Origin of the sequence: Luteococcus japonicus (genome assembly GCF_003752415.1) — a bacterium.
Classification (GTDB): domain Bacteria; phylum Actinomycetota; class Actinomycetes; order Propionibacteriales; family Propionibacteriaceae; genus Luteococcus; species Luteococcus japonicus.
Map to the genome: position 1 here is coordinate 1,039,653 of NZ_RKHG01000001.1, position 24,622 is coordinate 1,064,274.

27 protein-coding genes, 2 pseudogenes and 1 riboswitch are annotated in these 24,622 nt (G+C 67.3%); of the genes and pseudogenes, 10 read left to right on the forward strand and 19 right to left on the reverse strand.

Annotated elements, in window-relative coordinates:
- Positions 1-281: 281 nt before the first annotated feature.
- The 5 genes from EDD41_RS05075 (at position 282) to EDD41_RS05095 (ending at position 3,683) form a co-directional block, all read left to right on the forward strand.
- Complete coding sequence (locus EDD41_RS05075) at positions 282-569, forward strand: hypothetical protein (RefSeq protein ID WP_123575180.1); 288 nt, start codon at positions 282-284, stop codon at positions 567-569.
- 93 nt (positions 570-662) lie between these two features.
- Positions 663-1,421, forward strand: a complete 759-nt coding sequence (trmB, locus tag EDD41_RS05080; protein ID WP_123575181.1) for a tRNA (guanosine(46)-N7)-methyltransferase TrmB — start codon at positions 663-665, stop codon at positions 1,419-1,421.
- Between the two features lie 10 nt (positions 1,422-1,431).
- A complete protein-coding gene (truA, locus tag EDD41_RS05085) occupies positions 1,432-2,298 on the forward strand; it encodes a tRNA pseudouridine(38-40) synthase TruA (RefSeq protein WP_123575182.1) in 867 nt (288 codons plus the stop codon).
- On the forward strand, positions 2,295-2,900 hold the full coding sequence (locus tag EDD41_RS05090) for a class I SAM-dependent methyltransferase (RefSeq protein ID WP_123575183.1): 606 nt from the start codon (positions 2,295-2,297) through the stop codon (positions 2,898-2,900). The genes truA and EDD41_RS05090 overlap by 4 nt, the downstream gene beginning before the upstream one ends.
- Positions 2,901-2,903: 3 nt before the next feature.
- Positions 2,904-2,982: riboswitch (adenosylcobalamin-variant (AdoCbl-variant) riboswitch) on the forward strand.
- Positions 2,983-3,068: 86 nt separating this feature from the next.
- The gene (locus tag EDD41_RS05095; RefSeq protein WP_148060479.1) at positions 3,069-3,683 is read left to right on the forward strand and encodes a hypothetical protein; all 615 of its coding nucleotides are present in this window, start codon (positions 3,069-3,071) and stop codon (positions 3,681-3,683) included.
- Positions 3,684-3,827: 144 nt separating this feature from the next.
- Here the strand turns inward: EDD41_RS05095 and EDD41_RS05100 are convergent, their stop codons facing one another.
- Together EDD41_RS05100 and EDD41_RS05105 are read right to left on the reverse strand one after the other, a co-directional pair.
- A complete protein-coding gene (locus EDD41_RS05100; RefSeq protein WP_148060480.1) occupies positions 3,828-4,334 on the reverse strand; it encodes a hypothetical protein in 507 nt (168 codons plus the stop codon).
- Positions 4,304-5,100: pseudogene (locus EDD41_RS05105) on the reverse strand (ABC transporter ATP-binding protein). The gene EDD41_RS05100 and the pseudogene EDD41_RS05105 overlap by 31 nt, the downstream one beginning before the upstream one ends.
- Before the next feature lie 190 nt (positions 5,101-5,290).
- Here EDD41_RS05105 and EDD41_RS05110 point away from each other — a divergent pair.
- Together EDD41_RS05110 and EDD41_RS17765 are read left to right on the forward strand one after the other, a co-directional pair.
- Positions 5,291-5,893, forward strand: coding sequence for a superoxide dismutase (locus tag EDD41_RS05110; RefSeq protein WP_123575186.1), 603 nt, complete (start codon positions 5,291-5,293; stop codon positions 5,891-5,893).
- Between the two features lie 166 nt (positions 5,894-6,059).
- A complete protein-coding gene (locus tag EDD41_RS17765; protein WP_211336590.1) occupies positions 6,060-7,277 on the forward strand; it encodes a resuscitation-promoting factor in 1,218 nt (405 codons plus the stop codon).
- A 46-nt stretch (positions 7,278-7,323) separates the two neighbouring features.
- On the opposite strand, the gene EDD41_RS05120 is transcribed toward EDD41_RS17765, so the two are convergent.
- The 9 genes from EDD41_RS05120 to infA form a co-directional block, all read right to left on the reverse strand.
- The gene (locus EDD41_RS05120; RefSeq protein WP_094763910.1) at positions 7,324-7,935 is read right to left on the reverse strand and encodes a transglutaminase domain-containing protein; all 612 of its coding nucleotides are present in this window, start codon (positions 7,933-7,935) and stop codon (positions 7,324-7,326) included.
- Entirely contained in the window at positions 7,932-9,032 is a 1,101-nt protein-coding gene (locus tag EDD41_RS05125; protein ID WP_123575187.1) for a glycosyltransferase, read from the reverse strand. The genes EDD41_RS05120 and EDD41_RS05125 overlap by 4 nt, the downstream gene beginning before the upstream one ends.
- Positions 9,033-9,121: 89 nt before the next feature.
- Positions 9,122-9,802, reverse strand: a complete 681-nt coding sequence (rplQ, locus tag EDD41_RS05130; protein WP_094763908.1) for a 50S ribosomal protein L17, sunset domain variant — start codon at positions 9,800-9,802, stop codon at positions 9,122-9,124.
- Positions 9,803-9,835: 33 nt separating this feature from the next.
- Positions 9,836-10,855: a DNA-directed RNA polymerase subunit alpha gene (locus EDD41_RS05135; protein ID WP_094763907.1), complete on the reverse strand. Its 1,020-nt coding sequence runs from the start codon at positions 10,853-10,855 to the stop codon at positions 9,836-9,838.
- A gap of 161 nt (positions 10,856-11,016) precedes the next feature.
- Positions 11,017-11,622 carry a 30S ribosomal protein S4 gene (gene rpsD / locus EDD41_RS05140; protein WP_094763906.1) on the reverse strand — a complete coding sequence of 202 codons (606 nt, stop codon included), beginning with the start codon at positions 11,620-11,622 and terminating at the stop codon, positions 11,017-11,019.
- 31 nt (positions 11,623-11,653) lie between these two features.
- Entirely contained in the window at positions 11,654-12,064 is a 411-nt protein-coding gene (rpsK, locus tag EDD41_RS05145) for a 30S ribosomal protein S11 (protein WP_094763905.1), read from the reverse strand.
- A gap of 47 nt (positions 12,065-12,111) precedes the next feature.
- On the reverse strand, positions 12,112-12,486 hold the full coding sequence (rpsM, locus tag EDD41_RS05150) for a 30S ribosomal protein S13 (protein WP_094763904.1): 375 nt from the start codon (positions 12,484-12,486) through the stop codon (positions 12,112-12,114).
- A 335-nt stretch (positions 12,487-12,821) separates the two neighbouring features.
- A complete protein-coding gene (gene rpmJ, locus EDD41_RS05155; RefSeq protein ID WP_002514836.1) occupies positions 12,822-12,935 on the reverse strand; it encodes a 50S ribosomal protein L36 in 114 nt (37 codons plus the stop codon).
- Positions 12,936-13,033: 98 nt separating this feature from the next.
- Positions 13,034-13,255, reverse strand: coding sequence for a translation initiation factor IF-1 (gene infA / locus EDD41_RS05160; RefSeq protein WP_094763903.1), 222 nt, complete (start codon positions 13,253-13,255; stop codon positions 13,034-13,036).
- Between the two features lie 134 nt (positions 13,256-13,389).
- On the opposite strand from infA, the gene EDD41_RS05165 reads away from it, so the two are divergent.
- On the forward strand, positions 13,390-13,680 hold the full coding sequence (locus EDD41_RS05165; protein WP_123575188.1) for a YciI family protein: 291 nt from the start codon (positions 13,390-13,392) through the stop codon (positions 13,678-13,680).
- 236 nt (positions 13,681-13,916) lie between these two features.
- Here EDD41_RS05165 and EDD41_RS17945 read toward each other — a convergent pair.
- The 4 genes and pseudogenes from EDD41_RS17945 to EDD41_RS05180 all read right to left on the reverse strand — a co-directional run.
- A pseudogene (locus tag EDD41_RS17945) lies at positions 13,917-14,255 on the reverse strand (glutamine synthetase); the annotation flags it as partial.
- Positions 14,256-14,325: 70 nt separating this feature from the next.
- Entirely contained in the window at positions 14,326-14,598 is a 273-nt protein-coding gene (locus EDD41_RS17410; protein WP_245995542.1) for a hypothetical protein, read from the reverse strand.
- Positions 14,599-14,711: 113 nt separating this feature from the next.
- Complete coding sequence (locus EDD41_RS05175; RefSeq protein ID WP_094763900.1) at positions 14,712-15,083, reverse strand: DUF1707 SHOCT-like domain-containing protein; 372 nt, start codon at positions 15,081-15,083, stop codon at positions 14,712-14,714.
- On the reverse strand, positions 15,080-17,233 hold the full coding sequence (locus EDD41_RS05180) for a prolyl oligopeptidase family serine peptidase (protein ID WP_123575189.1): 2,154 nt from the start codon (positions 17,231-17,233) through the stop codon (positions 15,080-15,082). Before EDD41_RS05180 ends, EDD41_RS05175 begins: the two co-directional genes overlap by 4 nt.
- Before the next feature lie 217 nt (positions 17,234-17,450).
- Here EDD41_RS05180 and EDD41_RS05185 point away from each other — a divergent pair, with 217 nt between their 5' ends.
- Positions 17,451-18,533: an NAD(P)H-dependent glycerol-3-phosphate dehydrogenase gene (locus EDD41_RS05185; RefSeq protein WP_123575190.1), complete on the forward strand. Its 1,083-nt coding sequence runs from the start codon at positions 17,451-17,453 to the stop codon at positions 18,531-18,533.
- 60 nt (positions 18,534-18,593) lie between these two features.
- Here EDD41_RS05185 and EDD41_RS05190 read toward each other — a convergent pair whose 3' ends face one another.
- On the reverse strand, positions 18,594-20,291 hold the full coding sequence (locus EDD41_RS05190) for a formate--tetrahydrofolate ligase (RefSeq protein WP_094763924.1): 1,698 nt from the start codon (positions 20,289-20,291) through the stop codon (positions 18,594-18,596).
- Between the two features lie 318 nt (positions 20,292-20,609).
- Here EDD41_RS05190 and EDD41_RS05195 point away from each other — a divergent pair, with 318 nt between their 5' ends.
- Positions 20,610-21,626 (forward strand): CapA family protein, encoded by a 1,017-nt coding sequence (locus EDD41_RS05195; RefSeq protein WP_245995720.1) that lies wholly within the window; start codon positions 20,610-20,612, stop codon positions 21,624-21,626.
- A gap of 30 nt (positions 21,627-21,656) precedes the next feature.
- Here EDD41_RS05195 and map read toward each other — a convergent pair whose 3' ends face one another.
- The 3 genes from map to secY are packed head-to-tail and all read right to left on the reverse strand — an operon-like array spanning position 21,657 to position 24,381.
- Entirely contained in the window at positions 21,657-22,496 is an 840-nt protein-coding gene (map, locus tag EDD41_RS05200) for a type I methionyl aminopeptidase (RefSeq protein ID WP_094763896.1), read from the reverse strand.
- Positions 22,496-23,068 carry an adenylate kinase gene (locus tag EDD41_RS05205; RefSeq protein WP_094763895.1) on the reverse strand — a complete coding sequence of 191 codons (573 nt, stop codon included), beginning with the start codon at positions 23,066-23,068 and terminating at the stop codon, positions 22,496-22,498. Before EDD41_RS05205 ends, map begins: the two co-directional genes overlap by 1 nt.
- A complete protein-coding gene (gene secY / locus EDD41_RS05210; RefSeq protein ID WP_094763894.1) occupies positions 23,065-24,381 on the reverse strand; it encodes a preprotein translocase subunit SecY in 1,317 nt (438 codons plus the stop codon). The genes EDD41_RS05205 and secY overlap by 4 nt, the downstream gene beginning before the upstream one ends.
- Positions 24,382-24,622 lie beyond the last annotated feature (241 nt).

Below are 24,622 nucleotides of genomic sequence, written 5' to 3' on the forward strand. Positions count from 1 at the left end.
GCTGACAAAGGCTCCTCCGCTTGGCGCGACGTCGCCCCCTTCCTGGGACGATGTCGCGCCGCGTGGTGCACGAGGCGTCGGCCAAGGCTCCTGGCGCCTGGTTTGCGGGGTGCCAGGAGCAAGCCGCGCCGCAGGGTGCAAGAGCTGGCGGGAGGTGGGGTGCAAGAGCTGGTGTGAGAGGGTGGGGCCGGGGTGTCGAACCGGAGCGCTCCACCACCGGGCCGAGCCGGCATCAACCCGGACCAGGGCTTCTCGCGCGAGGGTTGGATAGGGTGCCTGCCATGGATGAGGGGTCGAGGACGTGGCGTTGGCTCGCGCTGGCCGGAGTGCTGGTGAGCCTGGTGAAGGTGCTGGGCCCGGACACCTATGTGGACGAGCGCAAGTGCGGCCCGGCGATCTCGGTTGTCGTGCGTGGCCCCGTGATCACCGACGGCTCCACCCCGCCCGCCGGATGGGTGGACCAGTGCCACCGCGACGCCCGCGCCACGGCCCTGCCCTGGCTGGGCGTGCTCATGGCCGGTGGCCTGTTGCTGGGCGCCGGCCTGAAGCTCCGCCCCGCCGCCTCCTGAGCCACCCCTCGCCCGTCGGTTCGACGTGCAGAGTCGATGGTGCACGTCGGAGCGACGAGACCGTGTCCACCACACCTCGCCTAGACTTGCCCGGTGCAGAACCAGTCTCCCAAGCGCCGTGTCCACCGTGAGGTGGTCAGTTTCGTGCGCCGTAGCGCCCGGATGAACGAGTCCCAGACCAAGGCCTGGGAGAACCACCATGAACGGTGGGTGCTGCGGGTGGCACAGGGCGAGACCGAGACCTCCATCGCCCCGCAGGACCCCGTCGACTGGGCCGCAGTCTTCGGGCGCGAGGCGCCGCTGATCGTGGAGATCGGCTCCGGCGCGGGCGAGTCGCTGGTGGCAATGGCCAAGCAGCATCCCGAGGCCAACATCATCGCCTTCGAGGTCTTCCAGCCCGCGGTGGCCAGCACCCTGTCACGGATGGCCCGAGAGGGCGTGGACAACATCCGGATCGTGATGGGCAACGGCGAACAGGGGCTCACCCACCTCTTCGCGCCGGCCTCGATCAGTGAGTTGTGGCTCTTCTTCGCCGATCCCTGGCACAAGGTGCGCCACCACAAGCGTCGTCTGGTCAGCGCCGACTTCGCGCAGCTGGTGCGTTCCCGGCTGGTCGATGGCGGCCTGTGGCGGCTGGCGACGGACTGGGACGACTACGCCGAGTGGATGCGCGAGGTCCTGGACCATGCCCCCGGCCTGGTCAACGCGCACTTGGACCCAGCCGACCCCGAGAACACCGGATGGGCCCCTCGGCTGGAGATGCGTCCGGTCACCAAGTACGAGCGCAAGGGGCTGGCCGCGGGCCGAACCATCCACGACCTCACCTACCGCACGGTGCGCGACGATGACTGAGACCACTCCCATGCCGGCCGAGCCCCTTCCCACGTCGGCCGAGGCCGTCGAGGCCACCCGCTGGCGTCTGGACATCGCCTATGACGGCACCGCCTTCTCCGGCTGGGCCACCCAGCCCGACCTGCGCACCGTCCAAGGCGAGCTGGAGCGCTGGACCGCCCAGGTGCTGCGCCTCCCCGAACCGGTCCAGCTGACCGTCGCCGGCCGCACCGACGCCGGCGTGCACGCCCGCGGACAGGTGGCGCACGTGGACCTGCCCGTCGCTGTCGACACGTCACGTCTGCAGCGACGCCTGGAACGGGTACTCGACGAGGACCTGCAGGTCCTGCGGGTCTCGCGAGCTCCCGAAGGTTTCGATGCCCGCTTCTCCGCCCTCTGGCGTCGCTATGTCTACCGGGTCTGGGACGAGCAGAGCACTCGCGATCCCCTGCTGCGCGGCCACATCACCCGGATCCGTGGCGTCCTGGACGTGGCGGCCACCAATCACGCCGCACGGATGCTGCTGGGCCTGCACGATTTCGCGCCCTTCTGCAAGCCACGCGACGGCGCCACCACCATCCGTACCCTGACCGGCCTGCATGCCGAGCGCACCGCCGACGGCATCGTGGAGTTCACCGTCACGGCCGATGCCTTCTGTCACTCCATGGTCCGCTCGCTGATGGGGGCGATGACCACGGTCGGGACCGGCCGCAAGGACCAGGCCTGGCTGGCGGAGGTGATGGGATCCCCCAAACGCCACAACGGTGTGCTGGTCATGCCAGCCAAGGGCCTGTGCCTGGAGGAGGTCCGCTACCCCGCCGACGACCGGCTCGCCGAGCGTGCCAACCTCTCCCGTGCGGTCCGCACCCTGCCCGAGACATCCGAGGAAGCCCGATGAGCCACTACTTCACCACGCCCGACGGACCTGAGAAGCGGCGCGAGATCCGGGCCACCATCTGGGGTCACGAGCACACCTTCATCACCGCCAACGGTGTCTTCTCGGGCAGCCGGCTGGACCCGGCGACGAAGATCATGCTCGACGAGGTGCAGCCGCCGGCCGACGGTGGCCGACTGCTGGACCTGGGCTGCGGCTACGGCCCCATCACGGTCGCCCTGTCAGTGGCCTGCCCTACCAGCACCATCGACGCCGTCGACGTCAACGAGCGCGCCCTGGCCCTGACCGCGGACAATGCCCGGTGCATCGGCGCCGCAGACCGGGTCCGTGCCATCACCCCGGAGCAGGCGGAGCCCACCGTGCGCTACGACGAGATCTGGTCCAACCCGCCCATCCGGATCGGCAAGCCCGCGCTGCACGAACTGCTGCTCACCTGGCTTCCTCGTCTGGCCGACGGCGGCCGTGCCGTGATGGTGGTCGGCAAGAACCTGGGAGCCGACTCCCTGGCCCGCTGGCTGACGGAGCAGGGCTACCGATGCGAACGACTGACCTCCAGCAAGGGTTTCCGGGTGCTGGAGGTTCGCCCCGGCGCGCCGGTGCAGTAGTCTGCCGCTGTCGTACCCAGGGAAAGCCGGTGCAAGTCCGGCACTGACCCGCAACCGTCACAGTCGGAGCTCCTGGTGCGGCGGACTCATCACCACCCGTCGTGGTCCGCGGGACGAGTCGTGGGCATCGAACCCGCGGCCGTGCGCGGCCCGCTCGAAAGGACTTCCGTGCCCACCACCTCCGCCAAGCTGCTTGCCTCCGCTGCCGCTGCCCTGGCCTTCTCGCTGGCCCCCGGCGCAGCCCTCGCCGCCGATGCCGCCCCCGCCCGGGTGATGCCCGCCGACGCCGTCTCCGACTGCTCCAGCCAGGGCAAGGTCTGGCTGGTCGTGCAGGACTCCAAGGGCAAGGCGCTGGTGGACAAGTGCGTCGAGACCGCCGCCACCGGCTCCGAGCTGCTGACCAAGGCCGACGTGAAGACCACGCTGGACCCGAAGACCAAGATGATCTGCACCATGGAGGGCGAGCCGGCTGCCTGCCCGACCAAGTTCGACGGCAACTACTGGCACTACTACACCGCCGCCAAGCCCGGCACCTGGGCCTTCAGCCAGAAGGGCGCCGACCAGGCCAAGCCCGTCGCCGGTGGCGCCGAGGGCTGGTGCTACGGCAAGGAGTGCACCCCGGCCAAGCCCGGCACCACCCCGGCCGCCACTGCCACCCCCTCGGCCGCCCCTGCCGCGGACGAGAAGAAGAGCAACAAGGGCACCATCACCACCGTCCTGGTCGCGGCGATCGTCGGCGGTCTGGTGGCCGCCTTCTACGTGGCCAAGCGCAAGAAGTCCTGAGCCACACCAGCCGCCTGGGCAGTTGCCCTGGTGACGTGTCGCCCTGCCGTCCTTGCAAGCACGGCAGGGCGACAGCTCGGCAGGCACTCCAACCGTGCCGATCACCCCTTGCTGTAGGTGACCTTCTTGAGCACCTCGGGCCAGCTACGGTCCAGCACCTGGCCTCCCCAGATCACTGAACCGGCCAGCAGCGCCATCCCGTACAGCGGCGCCACGCAGAGCAACAGCCAGCCCAGCCAGGGCCGCCCGCCCGCTGATCCCGGCCGAGATGTGCATCCACAGCGGCGTCCCGTCGTAGCTGATCTCCTGGGCCACCGCCAGCGATCCCATCAACAGCATGGAGAAGATCGGTGGGAACAGGATGCCGCGCCCGCTGGCCATGGAGTTCTCCGCAGAGCCGCCAATCAGGCTCGGGGCCAGCAGCAGCGTGCCGAGCGGCCAGCCCAGCGTGAGCACCGCACAGCCGACGGTGGTGGAGCCGCCGTGCAACTGCTGCGCGGCGCCGCGCAGCCTGAGCAGGGCCACGGACAGCCAGACCAAGGCGCCCAGCGCGTAGAGACCCGCCATCACCAGGCCGATGATCGTGGTCGCCTGGCCCTGCAACGAGCGCTTGAGCAGCGTCAGTTTGAGTCGGACGAGTGTCCCAACCATGCCAGCCCCTCCCCCGCATCGATCGTGCCGCCACCCACCAGCTCGATGAAGCGGTCCTGCAGTCGTCGCCCCTGGGTCACCTCGGAGGTCGGGCTGATCGCCAACACCCGCCCGGCGGCGACCACCGCGACGGCGTCGCACAGACTCTCCACCAGCTCCATCACATGGCTGGAAAGCACGACGGTGCCGCCACCGGCAACGAAGTCATGGAGGATCTTCCGGATGGCCTGCCCCGAGACCGGATCGACTGCCTCGTAGGGTTCGTCCAGTACCAGCAGCCGCGGGTTGTGCACCAGCGCGCAGCCAGACCGATCTTCTTGGTCATGCCCGCCGAATAGTCGCACACCAGCGTGTTGGCGTCAGCTGTGAGTCCGAGAGCATGCAGCAGGGCCTCAGCTCGCGGCTCGATCTGGTCGGGAGCGACGCCGCGCATGCCAGCGGCGAAACGCAACAGTTCCAGCCCGCTGGGCCAGTCGAAGAGTCGCAGCCCGTCGGGTAGCACGCCCATCATCGCCTTGGCCGCGACGGGGTCGCTCCAGACGTCATGGCCCCAGAACTCAACCTGTCCGGCATCGGGCCGCAGCAACCCGGTGGCCATGCCCAGGCTGGTGGTCTTGCCGGCACCGTTGGGTCCCACCAACCCGAACAGGCAGCCGGACGGCACGACAAGACTGAGATTGTCCAGGGCCGCCTTCGGCCCGAACCGCTTGAGCAGATTGCGGATCACCAGGGCGGGGGCGCCGTCGTCGCCTCGTGCTTGACTCATTTGCCCACTACATCGCGCCACCGGCCCAGAACCACTGCCCACAAGGACAATTGGCCGTGGATAGCGCTGGCGGCGAACAAGGATGGCCTCGGCGGGAACAAAGTGCCTAGGATCGGTGTTGTCCCAAGGAAAGCCCCTTCAACAGGGGCTCCAGGCCTTGCCGCCTGGCGAAGACGGAAAGAGGATTTACATGGCTGTTTACACCCTGCCCGATCTTGACTACGACTACAGCGCCCTCGCGCCGCACATCGCGCCCGAGATCATGGAGCTGCACCACTCCAAGCACCACGCCACCTACGTGACCGGCGCCAACACCGCGCTGGAGAAGATGGAGGAGGCCCGCGCCAAGGGTGACTTCGCCAACATCAACAAGCTGGAGAAGGATCTGGCCTTCCACCTGGGCGGCCACGTCAACCACTCCGTCTTCTGGAAGAACATGTCCCCCGAGGGCGGCGGCCGCCCCGAGGGTGAGCTGTCCAGCGCGCTGGACGAGTTCTTCGGCTCCTTCGACGCCTTCCAGGCCCAGTTCAACGAGAATGCCAAGGCCATCCAGGGCTCCGGCTGGTCCGTGCTGGCCTGGGACACCCTCGGCAAGCGCCTCAACGTGCTGCAGCTCTTCGACCAGCAGGGCAATGTCCCGCTGGGCCAGACCCCGCTGCTGCAGCTGGACATGTGGGAGCACGCCTACTACCTGCAGTACAAGAACGTGAAGGCCGACTACGTCAGCGCCTGGTGGAATGTCATCAACTGGGCCGACGTGACCGAGCGTTTCACCAAGGCCCAGCAGGCCTGATCCGCAGTCAGCACGCCGCATGTGGCCGTCACCGTTCGCCGGTGGCGGCCACTGCTCTTGTGGCCGGTTCTGACCCAACCTCCAGAGCAGCTGAGAACCTGAGCCACAATTATGATTTTTCTCAGCTTTCAAGGCATCATGGACCTCAGGCCCACGGAGGAGAAGCGTGAAGAAGAAGACCATCGGGATCATTGCCGCCACAACCACCCTGGCAGCCGTTGCCGGAACAGTCGGGTGGCAGGTCGCGGACAAGGAAGTCCTGCTGGCCATCGACGGCACAAACCAGACCGTCCACACCTTCGGCAGCACTGTGAATGATGCCCTGGCCAAGAAGGGCATCATGGTGGGTGAACACGACACGGTCGTCCCCTCCCCCAACAGTGCCATCACAGATGGCACCGTGGTGAACATCGCCTATGGCCGTCCGCTGACCATCACGCTCGACGGCAAGAAGACCACTGTCTGGACCACCGCATCCACGGTGGACGCTGCCCTGTCCCAGCTGGGCATCACCGAGGCGGGAACCCGCCTCTCGGTGAGCCGCTCGGCCGCCGTCGGCCGCGAGGGCCTCGCCCTGACGGCCACCACACCCAAGACCATCTCCATCTCCGAGCCGGGCAAGCCTGCCGTCGCGCTGGAGACCACGGCCAACACAGTGGGGGACCTCCTCAAGGAACGTCGGATCACCCTCGGCAAGGGCGTCACCGTCACTCCCGATGCCAAGACCGCTCTCACCGATGAGCTCAAGGTCGTCGTCACCCGCACTGTCACCAAGACGCGCACCAGCACCGAAGCAATCAAGCACGAGACCACCACCGTCGATTCCGAAGAGTTGGCGGCCGGCTCCCGCAAGGTCAGCGTCAAGGGCGTCGACGGTGAGCGCACCAAGACCCTGCAGGTGACGGTCGTGAACGGCAAGGAGACCGCCACGAAGGTCGTCTCCGAGAAGATCACCAAGCAGCCGGTCACCGAAAAGGTCCTGGTGGGCACCAAGAAGGCCGAGGCACCCAAGCCGACCAGCACCGAGAGCACCAAGCCCTCGCCGAGCCAGTCCAAGCGCTCCGCGGCCCCGACGCCGAAGACTACTTCGACGCCCAAGGCCACCGAGGCGAAGTCCTCCTCCAGTGGCGCCGGGCTCAACCTGGCTCGCGCGGACATGTGGGACCGGATCGCCCAGTGTGAGTCCACCGGCAACTGGTCCATCAACACCGGCAATGGCTACTACGGCGGTCTGCAGTTCGACCGCGGGACCTGGCTGGCCAATGGTGGCGGCGCCTACGCGCCCACCGCCAACCTCGCCAGCCGCGCCGAGCAGATCACCATCGCCAACAAGGTATACGCACAGCGTGGCCTGCAGCCGTGGGGCTGCGCACACGCCGCCTGACTCCTCCTGATCCTCGGTCCCCCGGGCTCGTCGGGGGGCCCGAGATTCACAGCAGCTCGTCGAAGTCCCGGTAGAGCCACGGTGCCACCGGAGTTCCGGCGAGCTGCTTCCATGTCTGCACCGCAACGACGGGTGACAGGGACAGCGAGACCAGGGCGCGGGTCCAGCGGTTCATCTGTCGCACGGGGGTGACGGGCACGAACTGGACCTCTCCGGCCCTGTTCTCGGCGCGGGAGGCACACACGTCGCGGGTCCGGCCGTCGAGGGTGACCTGCAGCCAGCTGTGCCCCGCCTGCCACCACGGGTTGTTGCCCAATCCGCGCACCCGGGCGGCATGCACGACGCGCGCGTCGATACCGAGCCGGCGCAGCACCAGCATCAGGGCCCCGTTGTACTGGGCAGCCCATCCGCGGCCATTCCTCAGGGCGGTCTCCGACCCCTCCCACAGGTGCCACAGGCTGGTGTGGTCGAAGGCCTCGTGCACCTGGCGGGTGGCCTCGTCCACCAACTCCCAGCCGCGCAGGCCGGTGGCGCGGCAGGAGGCCGCAATCTCGTCGACTTCGCGCCCGGAGCCTTCCCGGGCCGGCCCCGGTGCTGTCAGTACTGCGGGGGCGAAGAAGGCCGCCATGACGGCAGCGCGTGCCAGTGCCCTGTTCATCGGTGCCCTCCCAGGCTCTCGTGGAGTGCCAGCATCTGGGTGACGCTGGCCTGCCAGGTGTACTGCTCGGCGCGCAGGCGAGCCGCCCGGCGCAGGTCTGGGGACAGCCGCGCGGCCAGCCGTTCGACGGCGTCGGCGATCCCGACGGCGTCCGGCGGCCCGTACTCGCCGCAGCTGGCGTCCACGAGTTCGTGGGCCCCACCGCGGTTGGAGGTGACCACCGGGGTGCCACAAGCCAGCGCTTCCAGCACGGCCAGCCCGAAGGTCTCCGAGGGGCACACGGACAGCGAGACGTCGCTCGCCGCGAAGCGCTGGGCCACCTCGTCACGTCCCTCGACGAATCCGTGGAAGACGACGGGTGTGTCGCCTGCCTGGTGGCGCATCTTCTCCAGGTCCGGCCCGACGCCGTACATGTTGAGCTGGATGGGGACGCCACGCCGGTGCAGCTCCACGGCGGCCGCGACGCCCAGCTCGGGATTCTTCTCGTGGGACATCCGCCCCACGTAGCAGAGCTTCACCAGTCCGTCGTCTCGGGGTTCACCGGCGCCGGTGTGGAAGGTCTCGAGGTCCACCCCGAGGGGAACCTTCCACAGGTTGGCCCCCAGGTCTGCGAACTCCTCTCGGGCATAGTCGCTGGTGACGACGACGGCGTCGAACTCCTTGACCAGGCGGCGATTCAGGGCGCCGACGGCCGTCTCGACCCCGAACTGTGCCCGCAACCATCCTGCCAGCATGTCGTCGAGGCGCTCATGGCTGAACAGCACCGAACCGACGCCGTGATGCCGGGCCCACCGGGCCGCCGGCGACAGGGTCCACTTGTCACTGACCTCGATGGTGGTGGGATTGAACCTCTCGAGCACTTTCAGCGCCCGCCACGGGGCGGCGATCATCCGGTAGTCGCGCGAGACCCGGGGGGCCCGGACCTGCACCACGATGCCGTTCTCCGTCTCGGTGGTGCTGTCCCGCTCCCCCGGGATGACCAGGATCCGTTCGTGACCGGCGGCAACATAGCCCTTGCCCAGCTGGTCGATCGCGACGCGCATCCCACCCGAGACCGGACCGACGAAATTGGCCAGTTGGGCGATGCGCAGTGTCATGCCCCCGAGCCTACCGGGGACGGCTTCGAATACGACGAAGGGCGCCCCACCAGTGGTGGGGCGCCCTTCGCCAAGGGTCGAGCGGAGGCTCAGGCCTCTTCGGTCTTCGCCTCGACGGCATTGGTGAAGCCAGCGGCCTCGGCGGCCTCGGCGGAGTTGAACCACACCTCGGCGACGGTCTGCTCGTACCACTGCGACTCGGGCGTGTGGAAGAGCATGGAGTCCTTGTTGCCCTTGATGTCAAAGCCCTCGGGGGCGTTCTCGCCCACGAAGGAGCCCTCGCCGAACTCGGCAGCCTCGGTGGCATCCTTGGCCTCGACGGCCTCCGTGTCGGCCAGCGGAGCGGCCTTGGCGATGTCGGCCTTGACGTCCTCGGCCTTGGCGGCCTTGGACTTCGACGGCTGCTTGACGACGGCCTCGGTCACCAGCTCGATGATGGCCATCGGGGCATTGTCGCCCTGACGGTTTCCGATCTTGGTGATGCGGGTGAAGCCACCGTCGCGCTCGGCCATGGCCGGGGCGATCTCGGTGAACAGGGTGTGCACGATGCTCTGGTCGGTGATGGTCTTCAGCACCTGACGACGGTTGTGCAGGTCGCCGCGCTTGGCCTTGCTGATCATCCGCTCGGCCAGGGGACGAACGCGCTTGGCCTTCGTCTCGGTGGTGGTGATGCGGCCGTGCTCGAACAGCTGGCTGGCCAGGTTGGCCAGGATGATCCGCTCGTGGGTGGGCGATCCGCCGAGGCGGGGACCCTTGGTGGGTGTAGGCATGTCAGTTCTCCAGGTTCTTGGTCAGCGGAGCGGTCAGTACTGCTCGGTCTCGGTGAAGTCCTCTTCGCCCTCGGGCTCGTCCTCGTAGTTGGCAGCAGCCAAGGGATCGAAGCCGGGAGCGGAGTCCTTCAGCGAAAGGCCCATCTCGTGAAGCTTCAGCTTCACCTCGTCGATGGACTTGGAGCCGAAGTTGCGGATGTCGAGGAGGTCCTGCTCGCTGCGCGAGACGAGCTCACCCACGGTGTGGATGCCCTCGCGCTTCAGGCAGTTGTAGGAGCGAACCGTGAGGTTCAGGTCCTCGACCGGCAGGGCCAGGTCCTGCGCCAGCTGCTCGTCGACGGGCGACGGGCCGATCTCGACACCCTCGGCGTCGACATTCAGCTCGCGCGCCAGGCCGAAGAGCTCGACCAGGGTGCGTCCGGCGGATGCCACGGCGTCACGGGGACGGATGGCGGGCTTGGTCTCGACGTCGACGATGAGCTTGTCGAAGTCGGTGCGCTGCTCGACTCGGGTGGCCTCGACCTTGTAGGTGACCTTCAGCACGGGGCTGTAGATCGAGTCGACCGGGATGCGACCGATCTCGGCGTCGGGGTTGTTGTTGAGCACGCTGGAGACGTAGCCACGGCCACGCTCCACGACCAGCTCCATCTCGAGCTTGCCGTTGTCGTTCAGCATCGCGATGTGCAGATCCGGGTTGTGGATCTCCACGCCGGCCGGCGGCTGGATGTCGGCGGCGGTGACCGCACCGGCACCCTGCTTGCGCAGGTACATGGTGACGGGCTCGTCCTCCTCCGAGGACAGCACCAGACCCTTGAGGTTCAGGATCACCTCGGTGACGTCCTCGACGACACCCTCAATGGTCGAGAACTCGTGCTGGTTGCCCTCGACCTTGATGCTGGTCACGGCCGCGCCCGGGATGGACGACAGCAGGGTGCGACGCAGCGAGTTGCCCAGGGTGTAGCCGAAGCCAGGCTCCAGGGGCTCGATGATGAAGCGCGAACGGTATTCGCCGATCACTTCTTCCGACAGGGTCGGACGCTGTGCGATGAGCATGTACTTTCCTTTTCTCCAGGTCCCCCGCTATATGAGGACCATGTGATGCACCACCCGATAGGTGATGGTGCAGGGTAGTTGACGGCCCCTTGCGGGACCGCCAACCAAAGGTCAGAGCCGAAGGCCCCGGCCGGGGCGGACGTGGGCCCGCCCCGATGGGATCACTTCGAGTAGAGCTCGACGATCATCTGCTCCTGGACATCCACGGTGATCTGCTCACGAGTGGGCAGCTGGTGGATCAGGATGCGCATCTTGTTGGGACGCACGTCCATCCAGGCGGGAACCTCGCGCTCGCCATGGATCTCACGGGCCACCACCAGCGGGTGCAGGTCCATGGACTTCGGGCGGACGTCGATGACGTCGTACTGGCTGACGCGGAAGCTGGGGATGTTCACCTTCTGGCCATTGACCAGGAAGTGACCGTGCACCACGAGCTGGCGTGCCTGACGACGGGTCGAGGCGAAGCCGGCGCGGTAGATGACGTTGTCCAGACGGCTCTCGAGGATCTGGAGCAGGGCGTCACCCGTCTTGCCGGGCACGCGGTCGGCCTCGGCGTAGTAGCGACGGAACTGCTTCTCCAGCACGCCATAGGCGTAACGAGCCTTCTGCTTCTCCCTGAGCTGCAGCGAGTACTCGGAGTCCTTGACGCGGCCGCGGCCGTGGACGCCCGGCGGGTAGGGGCGCTTCTCGAATGCCTTGTCGTTGCCGACCAGGTCGGTCCCGTAGCGACGGGACTTCTTGGTCATGGGGCCGGTGTAACGGGCCATTGTTGATCAGTCCTTTTCTGTGTTCTCGGGATCAGACGCGACGGCGCTTGGGCGGGCGGCAGCCGTTGTGGGGCACGGGGGTGACGTCGGCAATGGCGCCGACCTCGAGCCCGATGGCTCCCAGCGAACGGATGGCGGTCTCGCGGCCGGAGCCGGGTCCCTTGACGAAGACGTCCACGCGCTTCATGCCGTGGTCCATCGCACGACGACCAGCGGCCTCAGCGGCCATCTGGGCGGCGAAGGGGGTCGACTTGCGCGAGCCCTTGAAGCCGACGGTGCCGGCAGAGGCCCACGCAATCACAGCACCGGTGGGATCGGTGATGGCGATGATCGTGTTGTTGAACGTGCTCTTGATGTGGGCCTGTCCAGCAACCACATTCTTCTTTTCCTTGCGGCGCACCTTGGTCTTTGCGGCGGCGCCCTTACGGCCTGCAGTAGCCATGGGTCAGTTTTCTCCTGGAATCTGTCGTGTCTGCACCAACCGGAAGGTCAGCGCGCCTTCTTCTTGCCGGCGACGGCCTTCTTCTTGCCCTTGCGGGTACGAGCGTTGGTGCGGGTGCGCTGGCCGCGAACCGGAAGACCGGAGCGGTGACGACGACCCTGGTAGGTGCCGATCTCGATCTTGCGACGGATGTCGGCAGCAACCTCGCGGCGGAGGTCACCTTCGGTCTCGTAGTTGGCCGCAATGTGGTCACGCAGGGCAACCAGCTGCTCGTCGGTGAGGGTGTGGACACGGAGGTCACCGGAAATACCGGTGGCGTCCAGGGTCTCCTTGGCACGGGTCTTGCCGATGCCGAAGATGTAGGTCAGGGCGACCTCGAGACGCTTTTCGCGCGGGAGGTCGACACCAATGAGGCGTGCCATCAGGCGGTTACCTTTCAATTTCCAGCCCAGTTCCCATTTCTGGGAGCTCCCTCGTTTCCAGCGAGTTGAGGAGCTTTCGGTCTTGGGCCGCGAAGGTGTGTGGCGTGACGCGTCCCCGATGCCTTGTGGAGTTCCGGTGCGGATCTCCGTCGGGGCCCTGGCCTTCGCCCAGGGGTGCGACCGGTATTCATCTCCGGCCTTGCGTTCACGTTGTTGATTTGTCTGGCAGGTGGTTCACCGTCGAAACGGTGGGTGACCTTGCACCTGCGATGTTCTGCGAGTCACCGCCCATTGCCCGTCGAGCCGGGGCTCTCGGGGCGGCATTGCCTGGCTGGTCAGCCCTGGCGCTGCTTGTGGCGCGGGTTGTCGCAGATCACCATCACGCGACCGTGCCGGCGAATCACCTTGCACTTGTCGCAGATCTTCTTGACGCTCGGCTGAACCTTCATTCGAGAGTCTCTTTCGGATCATCGAACCGGTGTGGGCACAGGGCTTCCCCCGGTTCTGTGGTGGATGTGTCTGCTGGGCGACGATGCCGCCCGTCAGATCACTTGTGGCGGTAGACGATGCGTCCGCGAGTCAGGTCATAGGGGGACAGTTCGACCACGACTCGGTCAGACGGGAGGATGCGAATGTAGTGCTGACGCATCTTGCCGCTGATCGTGGCGAGCACCTTGTGACCGTTGACCAGCTCGACGCGGAACATCGCGTTGGGCAGGGACTCGACCACGGTTCCCTCAAGCTCGAGGGCTCCCTCTTTCTTTGCCATGAACTCTCAATCTCTTCGATTGCAGCCCCATCCGGTTGGACATGGGCACGAACGATCGCCTGGACACAGGTGACCGACACACCACTCTACGCCAGCCGTCCATCGGCACCAAATCCGGCGGCTAGGGTGGATCCATGGCCTACTACAGCGTTGTGTACACCTATGGACCCGACCAGGCGACGCAGGACGAGAACCGTCCCCGTCACCGCGCCTTCCTCGGTCAGCTGGCCGAATCCGGGAGCCTTGTGGCCTCCGGCCCGCTGGTGGGCACCAGCCCCGGCCGGGCGCTGCTCGTGATGCAGGGCGATTCCGCCGACGCGCTGCGCCAGCTGCTCAGCCAGGACCCTTTCCAGAAGCTGGGCCAGGTCGAGGACGTGCAGGTCGACGAGTGGAATCCCGTGATCGGCATCCTTTCCGGGAAGTGACCTGACCGGCCCGACACCATGGGGCGTCGGGCCGCGGGTCTCACCCGCAGTGCAGTTGACGCTCGACGAGTCGTGCCGTCGCGTCCGGGTCGTCCTGCAGACGTTCGCGCAACCCGTCGTCCTCGAAGGCGCGCAACATGTCCGCCTGCGCGTCCAAACATCCGGTCGTCGGTCCCCCGCCAGCCCAGCGGCACCCGGACCAGGGCCGAGCGGTTGCGCTCACCCCAGCAGATCGATGTCGGCGCCTCCTGATGGGGAACCAGCCGCAGGAAACTGGTGGGCACGGTGTTGCCGAAGGCGGTCAGCGCCGGAGCAGCTTCCAACAGCCCGGCGATGGCGCGGCGCGCCGGATCGCTCAGCCCCTCCTCACCGGCGAGCAGGTTCACTGCGTCGCGGACCAGACGCAGGTGCACGTGCATCCCCGGGCCGGCCTGACGACCATGATCTTGGGGGCAAAGGTCACCAACAGGCCGCGCCGATGTGCCACCTCCCGAAGGATCCATTTCGCGACGCCCAGCTGGTCGGCCGCATCCTCCACGGGGGACAGGCAGGAACTCGATCTCCTGCTGCACCATCTGCCGGTCACCGTCAAGATGTTGCCCACCTCGGCGTGACCGTACTTCACCTGCCCACCGGTGGAGGCGATCAGGGCCAGGGCCTACTGACGCACCTCGGCCCACTTCGAGAAGGGTTGCGCTTCGTGGTATACCTCACCCGCTGGAGGTGCTCCTCGGAGTTGATGACGAAGTGGAGTGCCTTCAGCCGCCCGTCGCCCGCGTCATATCGCAGGGTGAGCATCCCGATCCCCTGCTCCCGCACGTAACGGACCAGGTCCTCGCGGGTGAATTCGGCCTGTGGCTTGCCCAGTGCCTGGACGATCGGGTTGGGGTTCAGTGCGACGGACGGATGCTGGGACACGTGACGCTCCTCGGTCTGGATGACTGTCCATCGATCCCGTCCCGCCACTGCGACGAAGGGCAATGGCCCGGCCGTGTGAATCTCCGCACACCCGGCGCCCCGTGGGCCCCGGTTCAGAGCAGCCCGAAGGCCAGCACCAGCACGATCAACACCGACAGGGCGGTGATAGCCGCGCCCACCTTCAGGGCGAACTGCGCATTCATCCCGGCGGGCGCGAGGTCACCGGGGGCCGTGCTGGTCTGCTGGCGAACCATCTCCGGGTCCGAATAGGTCTGCTTGGCGGGCAGGTGCTCGACGACGGGCACCAGCTCCCCCAGTGTCTGGGCTCCGTACAGCTCGTCCAGCAGCGTCCGGTAGCTGTCGCCGTCGATGTCTCCGCTGGTGAAGGCGTCGTTGAGCCGTTTGGTGAGGTCCTCGCGTTCGGCCTCGTCCACCGGGCGTGCCGGCTGGCTGCGGTACTTGGAGGAGATCGGAAGGTTGCTCACTCCTCCACCCTAACGTCCTTCCCGTCCCCCGGACCCTCCCCCACGTCCCCCGAGCCTGTCGAGGGGAACAGACCGGTGTGGTGGGCGGCGAAGGCCAACAGGTCCGCACACTCGGCCGCCAGCACCGACGGTGGCTTGCTGGCCAGCCCATGCCCGGTCGCCTCCTCGATCCGCGCGACGACCGGAGCGGCTCCGCCCTGGGCAGCCTGCAGCGCGGCCGCGAACTTGTAGGAGTGCGCGGGCACCACCCGGTCGTCGTGGTCACTGGTCAGCACCAGGGTGGCCGGGTAGCTGGTGCCGGGTGTGATGTTGTGCAGCGGAGACCAGGCCAGGATCCGTCCGAAGTCCGCGGCATCGTCGGGATTGCCGTAGTCACTTGCCCAGGCCCTGCCGACGGTGAACTTGTGGAAGCGCAGGGCGTCGAGCACCCCGACGTGCGGCAGGGCGACGGCGAACAGGTCCGGGCGCTGGGTCATCACGGCTCCCACCAGCAGGCCCCCATTGCTCTTGCCGTGGACGGCCAACTGCTCCGGCGTGGTGAGCTCCCGGGCGACGAGGTCCTCCGCGACGGCGATGGCATCGTCGAAGACATTCTGCTTGTGCTCCCGGATCCCCGCCTCGTACCAGCTCCGGCCGAACTCGCCTCCACCCCGGAGATTGGCGATGGCCAGCAAGCCCCCGGCGGCCAGCCACCCCGGCCAGGGGGCGCGGTGGTCCAGCTGCACCGGAGTGTTGAATCCGCCGTAGCCGTAGAGGATCGTGGCCCGTGGCTCGGACAGGTCCAGCCCGTCGGGGACGACGAGGAAGTAGGGGACGCTGGTACCGTCGGCGCTGGTGGCCCGGCGACGCTCCACCCGGAAGCCGGGCGCAGTCCAGTCCCCCGTCGGCGCCGGGAGCTCGTCCAGCTTCCCGGTGGATGCGGCCAGCCGCCACGCGTGGCTCGGATCGGTCAGGGTGCTGAGCTGCAGGAAGACCTCGTCGCTGGTGCTGCGGGTATTCACGGACGCCAAGACGCCCGGAGGCAGCTGGACCTGCCCCAGATCACGGGCCCCACCATCCCCCAGATCCCAGCGATGCAGCACGCTGCTGGCGTCCTCCAACGAGTGGACCAGCAGGGTCTGTCCGGCGAGCCAGGCACCCACGATGGGCGAAGCCCCTTCCGACACCACTTCCCGCAGGTTCCAGTCGCGCTGGTCCACGGCCACGACTCGCCCATGCGGGGCGTCGTCGTCGGTCTGGAAGTACAGCTCCCCGTCTGCGGTGGCGATGTACTCCCACCGGTCCCGCGCCGTGTCGATCAGCTCCACCGGTTCGGCGTCCACGACGCTCTCCCCGCCCTGCTCGTGCACCGGGAAGAGCCACAGCCGGTTGGCCCTTTCGGTCCCAGTGGCCAGGTGCGTCACCAGCCATCGTTCGTCGTCGCTGAGCTGCATCCAGGGCAGTACCTGCGGGTCCAACTCGAAGTCCGCGACGAGGACGTTCTGAGAGGGGTCGTCGCCCACCCGATGGACCTTGATCCGGCACCCCGGCAGGGCCCGGGTCTCAGTCCCCTCGGCCCGTCCGGCACCCGGGAAGTCCAGGTAGGCATAGGAGTTGCCGTCGGGCAGCCAGACTGCGGTGCTGAACTTGGTGACGGCCTCGACGTCGTCGACGGGTTGCCCGTCCGGCGTGACCAGGCTGATCCGGGTCCAGTCCGCCCCGGCATCGCTGCGGCCGACCGCCACCATGGTGGCCTGCGGGTTGACGCTGACGAAGGCCAGTGAAGAGCTGCCGCCCTCGCTCCAGGTGTTCGGGTCCACCAGAACCCTGCCGCCCGCCAGCAGCTCGTCGGCACTGTCGGCGACGTGGAGCACGGCCTGATGGGCCATGCCGTCATGGCGTTGCTGGAAGTAGAGGCCCTTCGAGCACCACGGCGCGGACCACCGGGGACGCGCGGTCACCCGCGCCATCACATCGTCGAAGAAGCCCCGGTGCGGCAGCTGGGCCAGCTGCTCGGCCGCGAAGGCGCGTTGCTCGGCGACCCAGGCGCGCGTCCCCTCGGAGTCCACGTCCTCCAACCACCGGTAGGGATCCGCGATCCGCTGTCCGTGCAGATCCTCGACGACCCCACAGGTGCTGGTGCCCGGGCTGGTGAGGTGGCTGTGCTCCATTCCACCACCCTAGCCCCCACCCTAGCCAGCGGGCTGTTGGTCCGTGGCAACGCGAAATCATCCGGAGAAATTCACACCGCCGGTGGGAATGTGGCGTATTGCGCCTGTTGAATCAGCATCCCAGCCGTTAGCGTGGATTGCGAACGGATCCGCCGGGCGCTGCCGCCCGGCCCCTGGGCAGACGGCCTCGGGACGGTCCTCGTCGAAAGGAAATCTGATGGCGACACTCGTCGTGCTCGGCTCCGGCATCATGGCCACGGCCCTGGCCACCCCCTTCACCGACAACGGGCACACGGTCCGTCTGGTCGGCACCCACCTGGACCGCGAGATCATCGACTCGATCCAGAAGACCGGCATCCACCCCAATCTGCAGCTCAAGGTGCCCGAGGGCACCGAGGCCTACCAGCTCGAGGACGCCGACAAGGCCTTCGAGGGCGTCGACCTCGTGATGAGCGGTGTCAACTCCTTCGGCGTCGAGTGGGCCGGTGAGCAGCTCGCCGGGCTGCTGCGCCCCGGCATGCACGTGATGGCGCTGGCCAAGGGCCTGCGCGCCGACGACGAGGGCAACCTGGAGATCCTGCCGAACGTGTTGGCCAACCAGCTCCCCGAGGAACTGCGCAAGCAGGTCACCTTCTCCGCCATCGCCGGTCCGTCGATCGCCGGCGAAGTGGCGGTCCACCGCCACACCTGCGTGACCTTCACCGGCAAGGACCAGCAGGTCCTGGACATGTGGAAGGAACTCTTCGAGACCGACTACTACCATGTCTGGACCAGCACGGACTTCATGGGCATCGAGCTGATGGCCGCCACCAAGAACTGCTATGCCTTCGGTGCCGGCTTCATGCACGGAACCCTCAAGCGCCTGCAGGACGAGAAGGTTGCCGGCTGGGACAGCCCGTATGTGAACTACAACTACGGCGCGGCCATCTTCGGCCAGGCCTCCATCGAGATGCAGGAGTGGCTGCAGCTGCTCGAGTGCGACCCGCAGACCGTGATGGGCATCGCCGGCATCGGTGACTGCTTCGTCACCTCCATGGGTGGCCGCAATGTCAAGGTGGGCACCCTGGTGGGCGAGGGCATTACCTTCAGCGAGGCCAAGGCCAAGATGCCCGGTGTCACCCTGGAGGGCGCCACCTGCATCGTCGTGGTCGGCAAGGCGCTCAAGGCGCTCACCGAGCGTGGCGTCGTGCCCGCCGAGAAGTTCCCGCTGCTGCGCCACCTCTACGAGGTCGTCGGTGAGGACCAGGCCGTCGACGTCCCCTGGAAGAAGTTCTTCGGCACCCACGGCGACGGCCGCTGACGCCCAGCAAGACCAACGACGGACGGGCCCCGCGGGGTCCGTCCGTCGTCGTCCCAGGGCTCAGAAGAGTCCGACGATCTCACCGTTCTCGTCGATGTCGATCCGCTCCGCAGCCGGGTGCTTGCCCAGACCGGGCATGGTGCGCATCTCACCGCAGATCGCGTACACATAGCCGGCGCCGGCCGCAAGCCGCACTTCGCGCACGGGCAGGGTCCAGCCGGTCGGCGCCCCGCGCAGTGCCGGGTCATGCGAGATGGACAGGTGGGTCTTGGCGATCACCACCGGCAGGTTCCCATAGCCGAGTTCCTCGAAGAGGGCCACATCCTTGCGGGCCTGCACGGTGAACTCGACGCCGTCGGCGCCGTAGACACCGGTGGCCACCTTGTGCAGCTTGGTCTCGATCGAGTCCTGTTCCTCGTAGCTGAACCGGAAGTCGGTCTGCTCACCACAGGCCTCCTCCACCACCCGGGCCAGCTCCAGGGCACCTTCCCCACCGTCGACGACGTGGGTGGAGGCGGCCACCCGCGCCCCGGCCTGCTCGGCGATCTCCCGGATGGCCGAGATCTCGTCCTCATGGTCGGTCGGGAAGACATTGATCGCCACCACGGGGGCAACGCCGAAGCCGCGCACGATCTCGATGTGCTTGCGCAGGTTGTCCGCACCGGCCCGGACATCGTCGGGATTGTCCTCGAGCATCTCAGGTGGCAGTGGCTTGCCGGCCACCACCTTGTACCGGCCGGAGTGGGTCTTGAGGGCGCGCACCGTGGTGACCAGGACGGCCGCATCCGGGTGGAGGCCGGAGACCCGACACTTGACGTTGAAGAAGCGCTCGGCCCCCATGTCCGCACCGAAGCCAGCCTCGGTGAGCAGGTAGTCGCTCGTCCGGATGCCCAGCTGGTCCGCGATCACCGACGAGTTGCCGGTGGCGATGTTGCCGAAGGGGCCCGCGTGGATCAGCACGGGTGTGTTCTCCGTGGTCTGCATCAGGTTGGGCTTGATGGCCTCCCGCATGATGACGGTCATCGAACCAGCGGCCTTCAGGTCCTCCGCGGTGACGGGGCGACGGTCCCGGGTGTACCCGATGACGATGCGTCCGAGCCGCTCGCGCAGGTCCCGGAGCGAGGTGGCCAGCGCCAGGCACACCCCCACCTCACTGGCCGCCGTGATGTCGAAGCCTGACTGGCGCGGAATGCCGTCCAGCTTGGCGCCGAGCCCGACGACGATGTTGCGCAGGGCCCGGTCGTTCATGTCGACCACCCGGCGCCAGCTGATCGAGTGCGGGTCGATCCCCAGCTCGTTGCCGTGGTGGAGGTGGTTGTCGATCATCGCCGCCAGCAGGTCATGCGCCGTGGTGATGGCGTGGAAGTCACCGGTGAGGTGCAGGTTCAGCGTCTCCATCGGCAATACCTGGGAAAAGCCTCCGCCGGCGGCGCCACCCTTGACCCCGAAGGTGGGGCCCAGCGACGGCTGGCGCAGCGCCAGCATGGACCGGCGCCCGATCCTGGCCAGTCCCTGGGCCAGCCCCACCGCAGTGGTGGTCTTGCCCTCACCCAACGGTGTGGGGGTGAGCGCGGTGATGACCACGTACTTGGCCTTGGGGCACGCGGACAGGTCATCGATTGCCCCGAGGTGGATCTTGGCCACATGACGGCCATGGTGTTCCACCCTGCTGGCGTCGATTCCGCCCGCTGCTGCCACCTGGTCGATCGGCAGCAATGCGGCGGCGCGGGCAATCTCAAGATCCGTCGGCAAAGTCATCTTGGTCACCCCGCCAGTCAACACCAAAGAACTTTGCGGCGCACGCAGCGACGGCGAAAGATACCCCAGTTCTCGGGGCTGGAGGATCCATGGGCACGAGAAGCCTCCTACCAGTGGCTCAGATGACCTACAAGCGGGACAGAATGAACCATGACCATCCCCCGGTGCGCTCGCGCATTGGCCGCTGCAGGCCCACTGCTCACGGTGACCGCCTGTCACCAGGCCCCCACCCAGACACCTCAGCAGCCGCTCGAGCAATCGACCGCGCCGTCATCCACGAGCAGCACCAGTGCCAGGCCCCGTAAGGCATCGGTGGTGATGAATGGTGACCTGCTGTGGCACAACACCCTGTGGTTCGGGGCGCACGAGGACGCGGTCACCGCCGGCCGACGTGGAAGCCAGGAGATGGATTTCGGGCCGACCCTGGCCGCCCTGAAGGGCGTGGTGGCCGGAGCAGACCTGGCCATCTGCCACAACGAGGTCCCCACCGCCCCGCCGGGCGGCCCGTACCACTCCTACCCCGCCTTCTCGGCGCCTCCGCAGACGCTGCGCGCGGTCAAGGACCTGGGCTACGACCTGTGCACCACGGCCTCCAACCACAGCCTCGACCAAGGCTACGACGGCCTGAAGCGCACCCTGGACCAGATGGACGCGCTGGGGCTGCAGCACGTCGGAACCGCGCGTTCGGCACGTGAGGCGGACACCCCGGTGATCCACACCACCCCGGGCGGCGTCCGGATCGCCGTGGTGGAGGGCGCCTATGGCACCAACGGCATTCCCGTCCCGGCCACCCGCCCCTGGGTCTGGGCGGGGATCGAGCAGGCGTCCTTGCTGCGGCGGGCCCGGGCGGCGCGGCAGGCGGGGGCGGAGATCGTCCTGGTGGCCGTGCATGGCGGCGACGAGTACCGGGCCCAACCCAACCAGCAACAGCGGGCACTGGCCGAGGCGCTCACCGCTTCCGATGACGTGGGCCTGGTCTACGGCCACCATGTGCACGTGGTGCAACCCATCACCCGGGTGAACGGCAAATGGGTGGTCTACGGGCTGGGCAACCTGGTGGCCCAGCACCTGACCTCCGTCCCGCGTGCCCAGGAGGGAATCACCACGCGCTTCACCTTCGTCCAAGGGCCCACCGGGCGGTTCACGGTGGGCACCGCCGAGTACTTCCCCACCCTCACCACGCACTACTCGCCGGGCGCGCCCGCACGGGTGCTCCTGGTCAACCAGCAGCTGAAGGCAGGATTCGACGATCGTGAACGATTGGTGCAGGCCCGCGCGCACACCGCAGAGAGTGTGAACCTCCTGACGGCGAACAAGGGCCTCACCCAGAGGTGAGGCCCTCGTCGGTTCGGAGAGTCGAGTTGGTCAGTCGGCCAGCGGACCGAAGGGAAGGCCGCGGGCCGACAGTTCCGCCTCGCCGCCGTCGAGTTCGGTCAGGACCCACAGGCCCTTCTTCGTCACCGTCATGGTGTTCTCCCAGTGCGATGCCCAGGAGCCGTCATTGGTGACCACGGTCCAGTCGTCCTCGAGCGTGACGGCATCCTCGCTGCCCAGGGTGACCATCGGCTCGATGGCAAGCACCAGGCCCTCGACGATCTTGGGGCCCTTGCCCGCCTTGCCGAAGTTGGGGACGTCCGGCGGCTGGTGCATGGCCGTGCCGATGCCGTGCCCGGTGTATTCGCGCACGATCCCGTAGTCGAGGCCGTGCGACAGGATCGACACCTCAACGGCGTGCGAGATGTCGCCGACACGTCCACCCAGGTGGGCGGCACCGATTCCCGCCCACATGGACTCACGAGTGTGCTCGCTGAGCTGCCGGCAGGCCTCGTCCACCTCGCCCACCAGGAAGGTGCGCGCGGCGTCGCCGTGCCAGCCGTCGAGGATCGCACCGAAGTCGACGCTGACGATGTCACCCTCGACGAGCTTTCGCTCCCCCGGGATGCCGTGCACGATCTCCTCGTCCACGGAGATGCAGGCCACACCCGGGTAGGGCGGGTAGCCCCATTCGGCACCGTAGTTGAGGAAGTTCGACGTCGCTCCCTGTTGTGCGAGCATCTCGCGCGCCAGACCATCCAGCTCACCGGTGGTGACGCCGGGGGCGACATGGCGCTCGAGCTCGGCCAGGATCCGGGCGACGACCAGCCCGGCCTTGCGCATCCGGATGATCTGTTCGGGCTTCTTCAGCTCGATGCCACGGGAGAACATCAGGCGCTGTACTTGTCGAGGGCGGCGAAGATGCGCCCGGCGACCTCGTCGACGGTGCCCTCACCATTGACGCGGACCAGCAGCCCGCGCTCCTCGTAGGTGGCCAGCAGCGGGGCCGTCTCCTCGGTGTAGACCTCCATCCGGCGCCGGATCGTGGTCTCGTTGTCATCGGCCCGGCCCTCGATCTCGGCCCGCTTGACCAGGCGGTCGATCAGGGTCTCGGGGTCGGTCTCCAGGCACAGCACGCAGTCCAGGTGGCGCTTGGCGTCCTCCAGGATGATGTCGAGCGCCTCCACCTGGTCGGTGGTGCGCGGGTAGCCGTCGAGCAGCCAGCCGTTGTGCGCGTCGTCCTCCAGCAGACGCTTGGCCACCACGGCGGTGGTGATCACGTCGGGGACGAACTCACCGGCGCTGATCAGCTGGTGCACCCGCTGGCCCAGCGGCGTCTTCGCGGCGATGTTGGCGCGGAAGATCGCCCCGGTGGAGATCGCGGGGATGCGGTAGTGGTTGGCGATCAGCTTCGCCTGGGTGCCCTTGCCGGCGCCCGGGGCGCCCATGATCAGCAGTCTCACTTGAGGAATCCTTCGTAGTTGCGTTGCTGGAGCTGGCTCTCGATCTGCTTGACCGTGTCGAGGGCCACACCCACGATGATGAGGATGGACGTGCCGCCGAACGGGAAGTTGGCCGCGGCGCCCAAGGTCATGAAGGCGATGGTGGGAATCAACGCGATCAGGGCCAGGTACAGCGAGCCCGGCGCGGTCAGGCGGGAGAGCACGTAGGCGAGGTAGTCCTCGGTCGGCTTGCCCGCGCGAATGCCGGGGATGAAGCCACCGTACTTCTTCATGTTGTCGCTGATCTCCACCGGGTCGAAGGTGATGGCGACGTAGAAGTAGGTGAACGCGATGATCAACAGGAAGTAGACCGCGTTGTAGATGGGCTGGTGGTTGCCGCCACTGCCGGTGAAGTTGGCATTGATCCAGCGGGCCGCAGGTGTGTCCTTCTGGAAGGTGGCGTAGAGCACCGGCAGGTACAGCATCGAGGAGGCGAAGATGACCGGGATCACGCCGGCCTGGTTGACCTTCAGCGGGATGTAGGTGGTGGTGCCACCGAACAGGCGCTTGCCCACCATGCGCTTGGCGTACTGCACCGGGATGCGGCGCTGCGCTTGCTCGACGAAGATGATGGCCGCCATCACCAGCAGGCCGATGGCCAGCACGAGCCCGAAGACCAGCCAGGCGTTCGCGCCGGTGCGCGCGGTCTTGATGGACCACAGCGAGGTGGGGAACTGGGCGGCGATCTGGGTGAAGATCATGATGGACATGCCGTTGCCGACACCGCGATCGGTGACCAGCTCACCCATCCACATGATGATGGAGGTGCCGGCGGTCATCACGAGCACCATCACGATGATCGGGAAGATGCCCTCGTCGTACATGATCCCGTCGCAACCGGGGAAGAGCTGCCCGTTGCGCGCCATGGTGACGAAGGCGGTGGCGTTCAGCACGGCCAGGACCAGCGTCAGGTAGCGCGTGTACTGGGTGATCTTCTGCTGGCCGGAGGCGCCCTCCTTCTTCAGCGTCTCCAGGCGCGGGATCACCACGGTCAACAGCTGCAGGATGATGGAGCTGGTGATGTAGGGCATGATGCCCAGCGCGAAGATCGACAGCTGCAGCAGCGCACCACCCGAGAACAGGTTGATGATCGAGTAGAGCCCCGCGCTGGACCCGTCCTGCGCGATGCGACGGCACTCGTCGATCCGCTCCAGGTTGACATTGGGCGTGGGCACGCTGGAGCCCAGACGGAAGACCGCGAGGATGAACAGGGTGAACAGGATCTTCTTGCGAAGGTCCGGTGACCTGAACGCGTTTCCAAAGGCTGAAAGCATTGGGCAGGACTCTCTTCGATCGTTCCGTGGAACGCACGGGCGTGCGTCCCCGGGGGCTCGGGCAGCCGGCGTCACAGACGTGCAGCCGCGCCAGCCTATCAACTGGCCCGACACTTCCCACATTTCGAGTGCCCGGGACACCCACCCGGGTTATCACGTCACGGAATGACAACGATTGTGTGTCACCCCGCGAACGGTTCTTCCACTCATCGGTTCAGGCATGTAGCTTTCCTGCCATATG

Excerpts from the sequence above, each read along its gene's own strand:
- EDD41_RS05135 (WP_094763907.1), bottom strand. The coding sequence starts at position 10,855 with ATGCTCATCGCACAGCGTCCGACCCTGTCGGAAGAAGTGATCGGCGAA.
- EDD41_RS05075 (WP_123575180.1), top strand. The coding sequence starts at position 282 with ATGGATGAGGGGTCGAGGACGTGGCGTTGGCTCGCGCTGGCCGGAGTG.
- EDD41_RS05110 (WP_123575186.1), top strand. The coding sequence starts at position 5,291 with ATGGCTGTTTACACCCTGCCCGATCTTGACTACGACTACAGCGCCCTC.
- EDD41_RS05090 (WP_123575183.1), top strand. The coding sequence starts at position 2,295 with ATGAGCCACTACTTCACCACGCCCGACGGACCTGAGAAGCGGCGCGAG.
- rplQ (WP_094763908.1), bottom strand. The coding sequence starts at position 9,802 with ATGCCTACACCCACCAAGGGTCCCCGCCTCGGCGGATCGCCCACCCAC.
- EDD41_RS05180 (WP_123575189.1), bottom strand. The coding sequence starts at position 17,233 with ATGGAGCACAGCCACCTCACCAGCCCGGGCACCAGCACCTGTGGGGTC.
- EDD41_RS05195 (WP_245995720.1), top strand. The coding sequence starts at position 20,610 with ATGAATGGTGACCTGCTGTGGCACAACACCCTGTGGTTCGGGGCGCAC.
- EDD41_RS05185 (WP_123575190.1), top strand. The coding sequence starts at position 17,451 with ATGGCGACACTCGTCGTGCTCGGCTCCGGCATCATGGCCACGGCCCTG.
- rpsD (WP_094763906.1), bottom strand. The coding sequence starts at position 11,622 with ATGGCCCGTTACACCGGCCCCATGACCAAGAAGTCCCGTCGCTACGGG.
- EDD41_RS05165 (WP_123575188.1), top strand. The coding sequence starts at position 13,390 with ATGGCCTACTACAGCGTTGTGTACACCTATGGACCCGACCAGGCGACG.
- rpsK (WP_094763905.1), bottom strand. The coding sequence starts at position 12,064 with ATGGCTACTGCAGGCCGTAAGGGCGCCGCCGCAAAGACCAAGGTGCGC.
- EDD41_RS05120 (WP_094763910.1), bottom strand. The coding sequence starts at position 7,935 with ATGAACAGGGCACTGGCACGCGCTGCCGTCATGGCGGCCTTCTTCGCC.
- EDD41_RS05190 (WP_094763924.1), bottom strand. The coding sequence starts at position 20,291 with ATGACTTTGCCGACGGATCTTGAGATTGCCCGCGCCGCCGCATTGCTG.
- map (WP_094763896.1), bottom strand. The coding sequence starts at position 22,496 with ATGTTCTCCCGTGGCATCGAGCTGAAGAAGCCCGAACAGATCATCCGG.
- EDD41_RS05125 (WP_123575187.1), bottom strand. The coding sequence starts at position 9,032 with ATGACACTGCGCATCGCCCAACTGGCCAATTTCGTCGGTCCGGTCTCG.
- truA (WP_123575182.1), top strand. The coding sequence starts at position 1,432 with ATGCCGGCCGAGCCCCTTCCCACGTCGGCCGAGGCCGTCGAGGCCACC.
- EDD41_RS05100 (WP_148060480.1), bottom strand. The coding sequence starts at position 4,334 with ATGGTTGGGACACTCGTCCGACTCAAACTGACGCTGCTCAAGCGCTCG.
- infA (WP_094763903.1), bottom strand. The coding sequence starts at position 13,255 with ATGGCAAAGAAAGAGGGAGCCCTCGAGCTTGAGGGAACCGTGGTCGAG.
- secY (WP_094763894.1), bottom strand. The coding sequence starts at position 24,381 with ATGCTTTCAGCCTTTGGAAACGCGTTCAGGTCACCGGACCTTCGCAAG.
- rpsM (WP_094763904.1), bottom strand. The coding sequence starts at position 12,486 with ATGGCACGCCTCATTGGTGTCGACCTCCCGCGCGAAAAGCGTCTCGAG.
- rpmJ (WP_002514836.1), bottom strand. The coding sequence starts at position 12,935 with ATGAAGGTTCAGCCGAGCGTCAAGAAGATCTGCGACAAGTGCAAGGTG.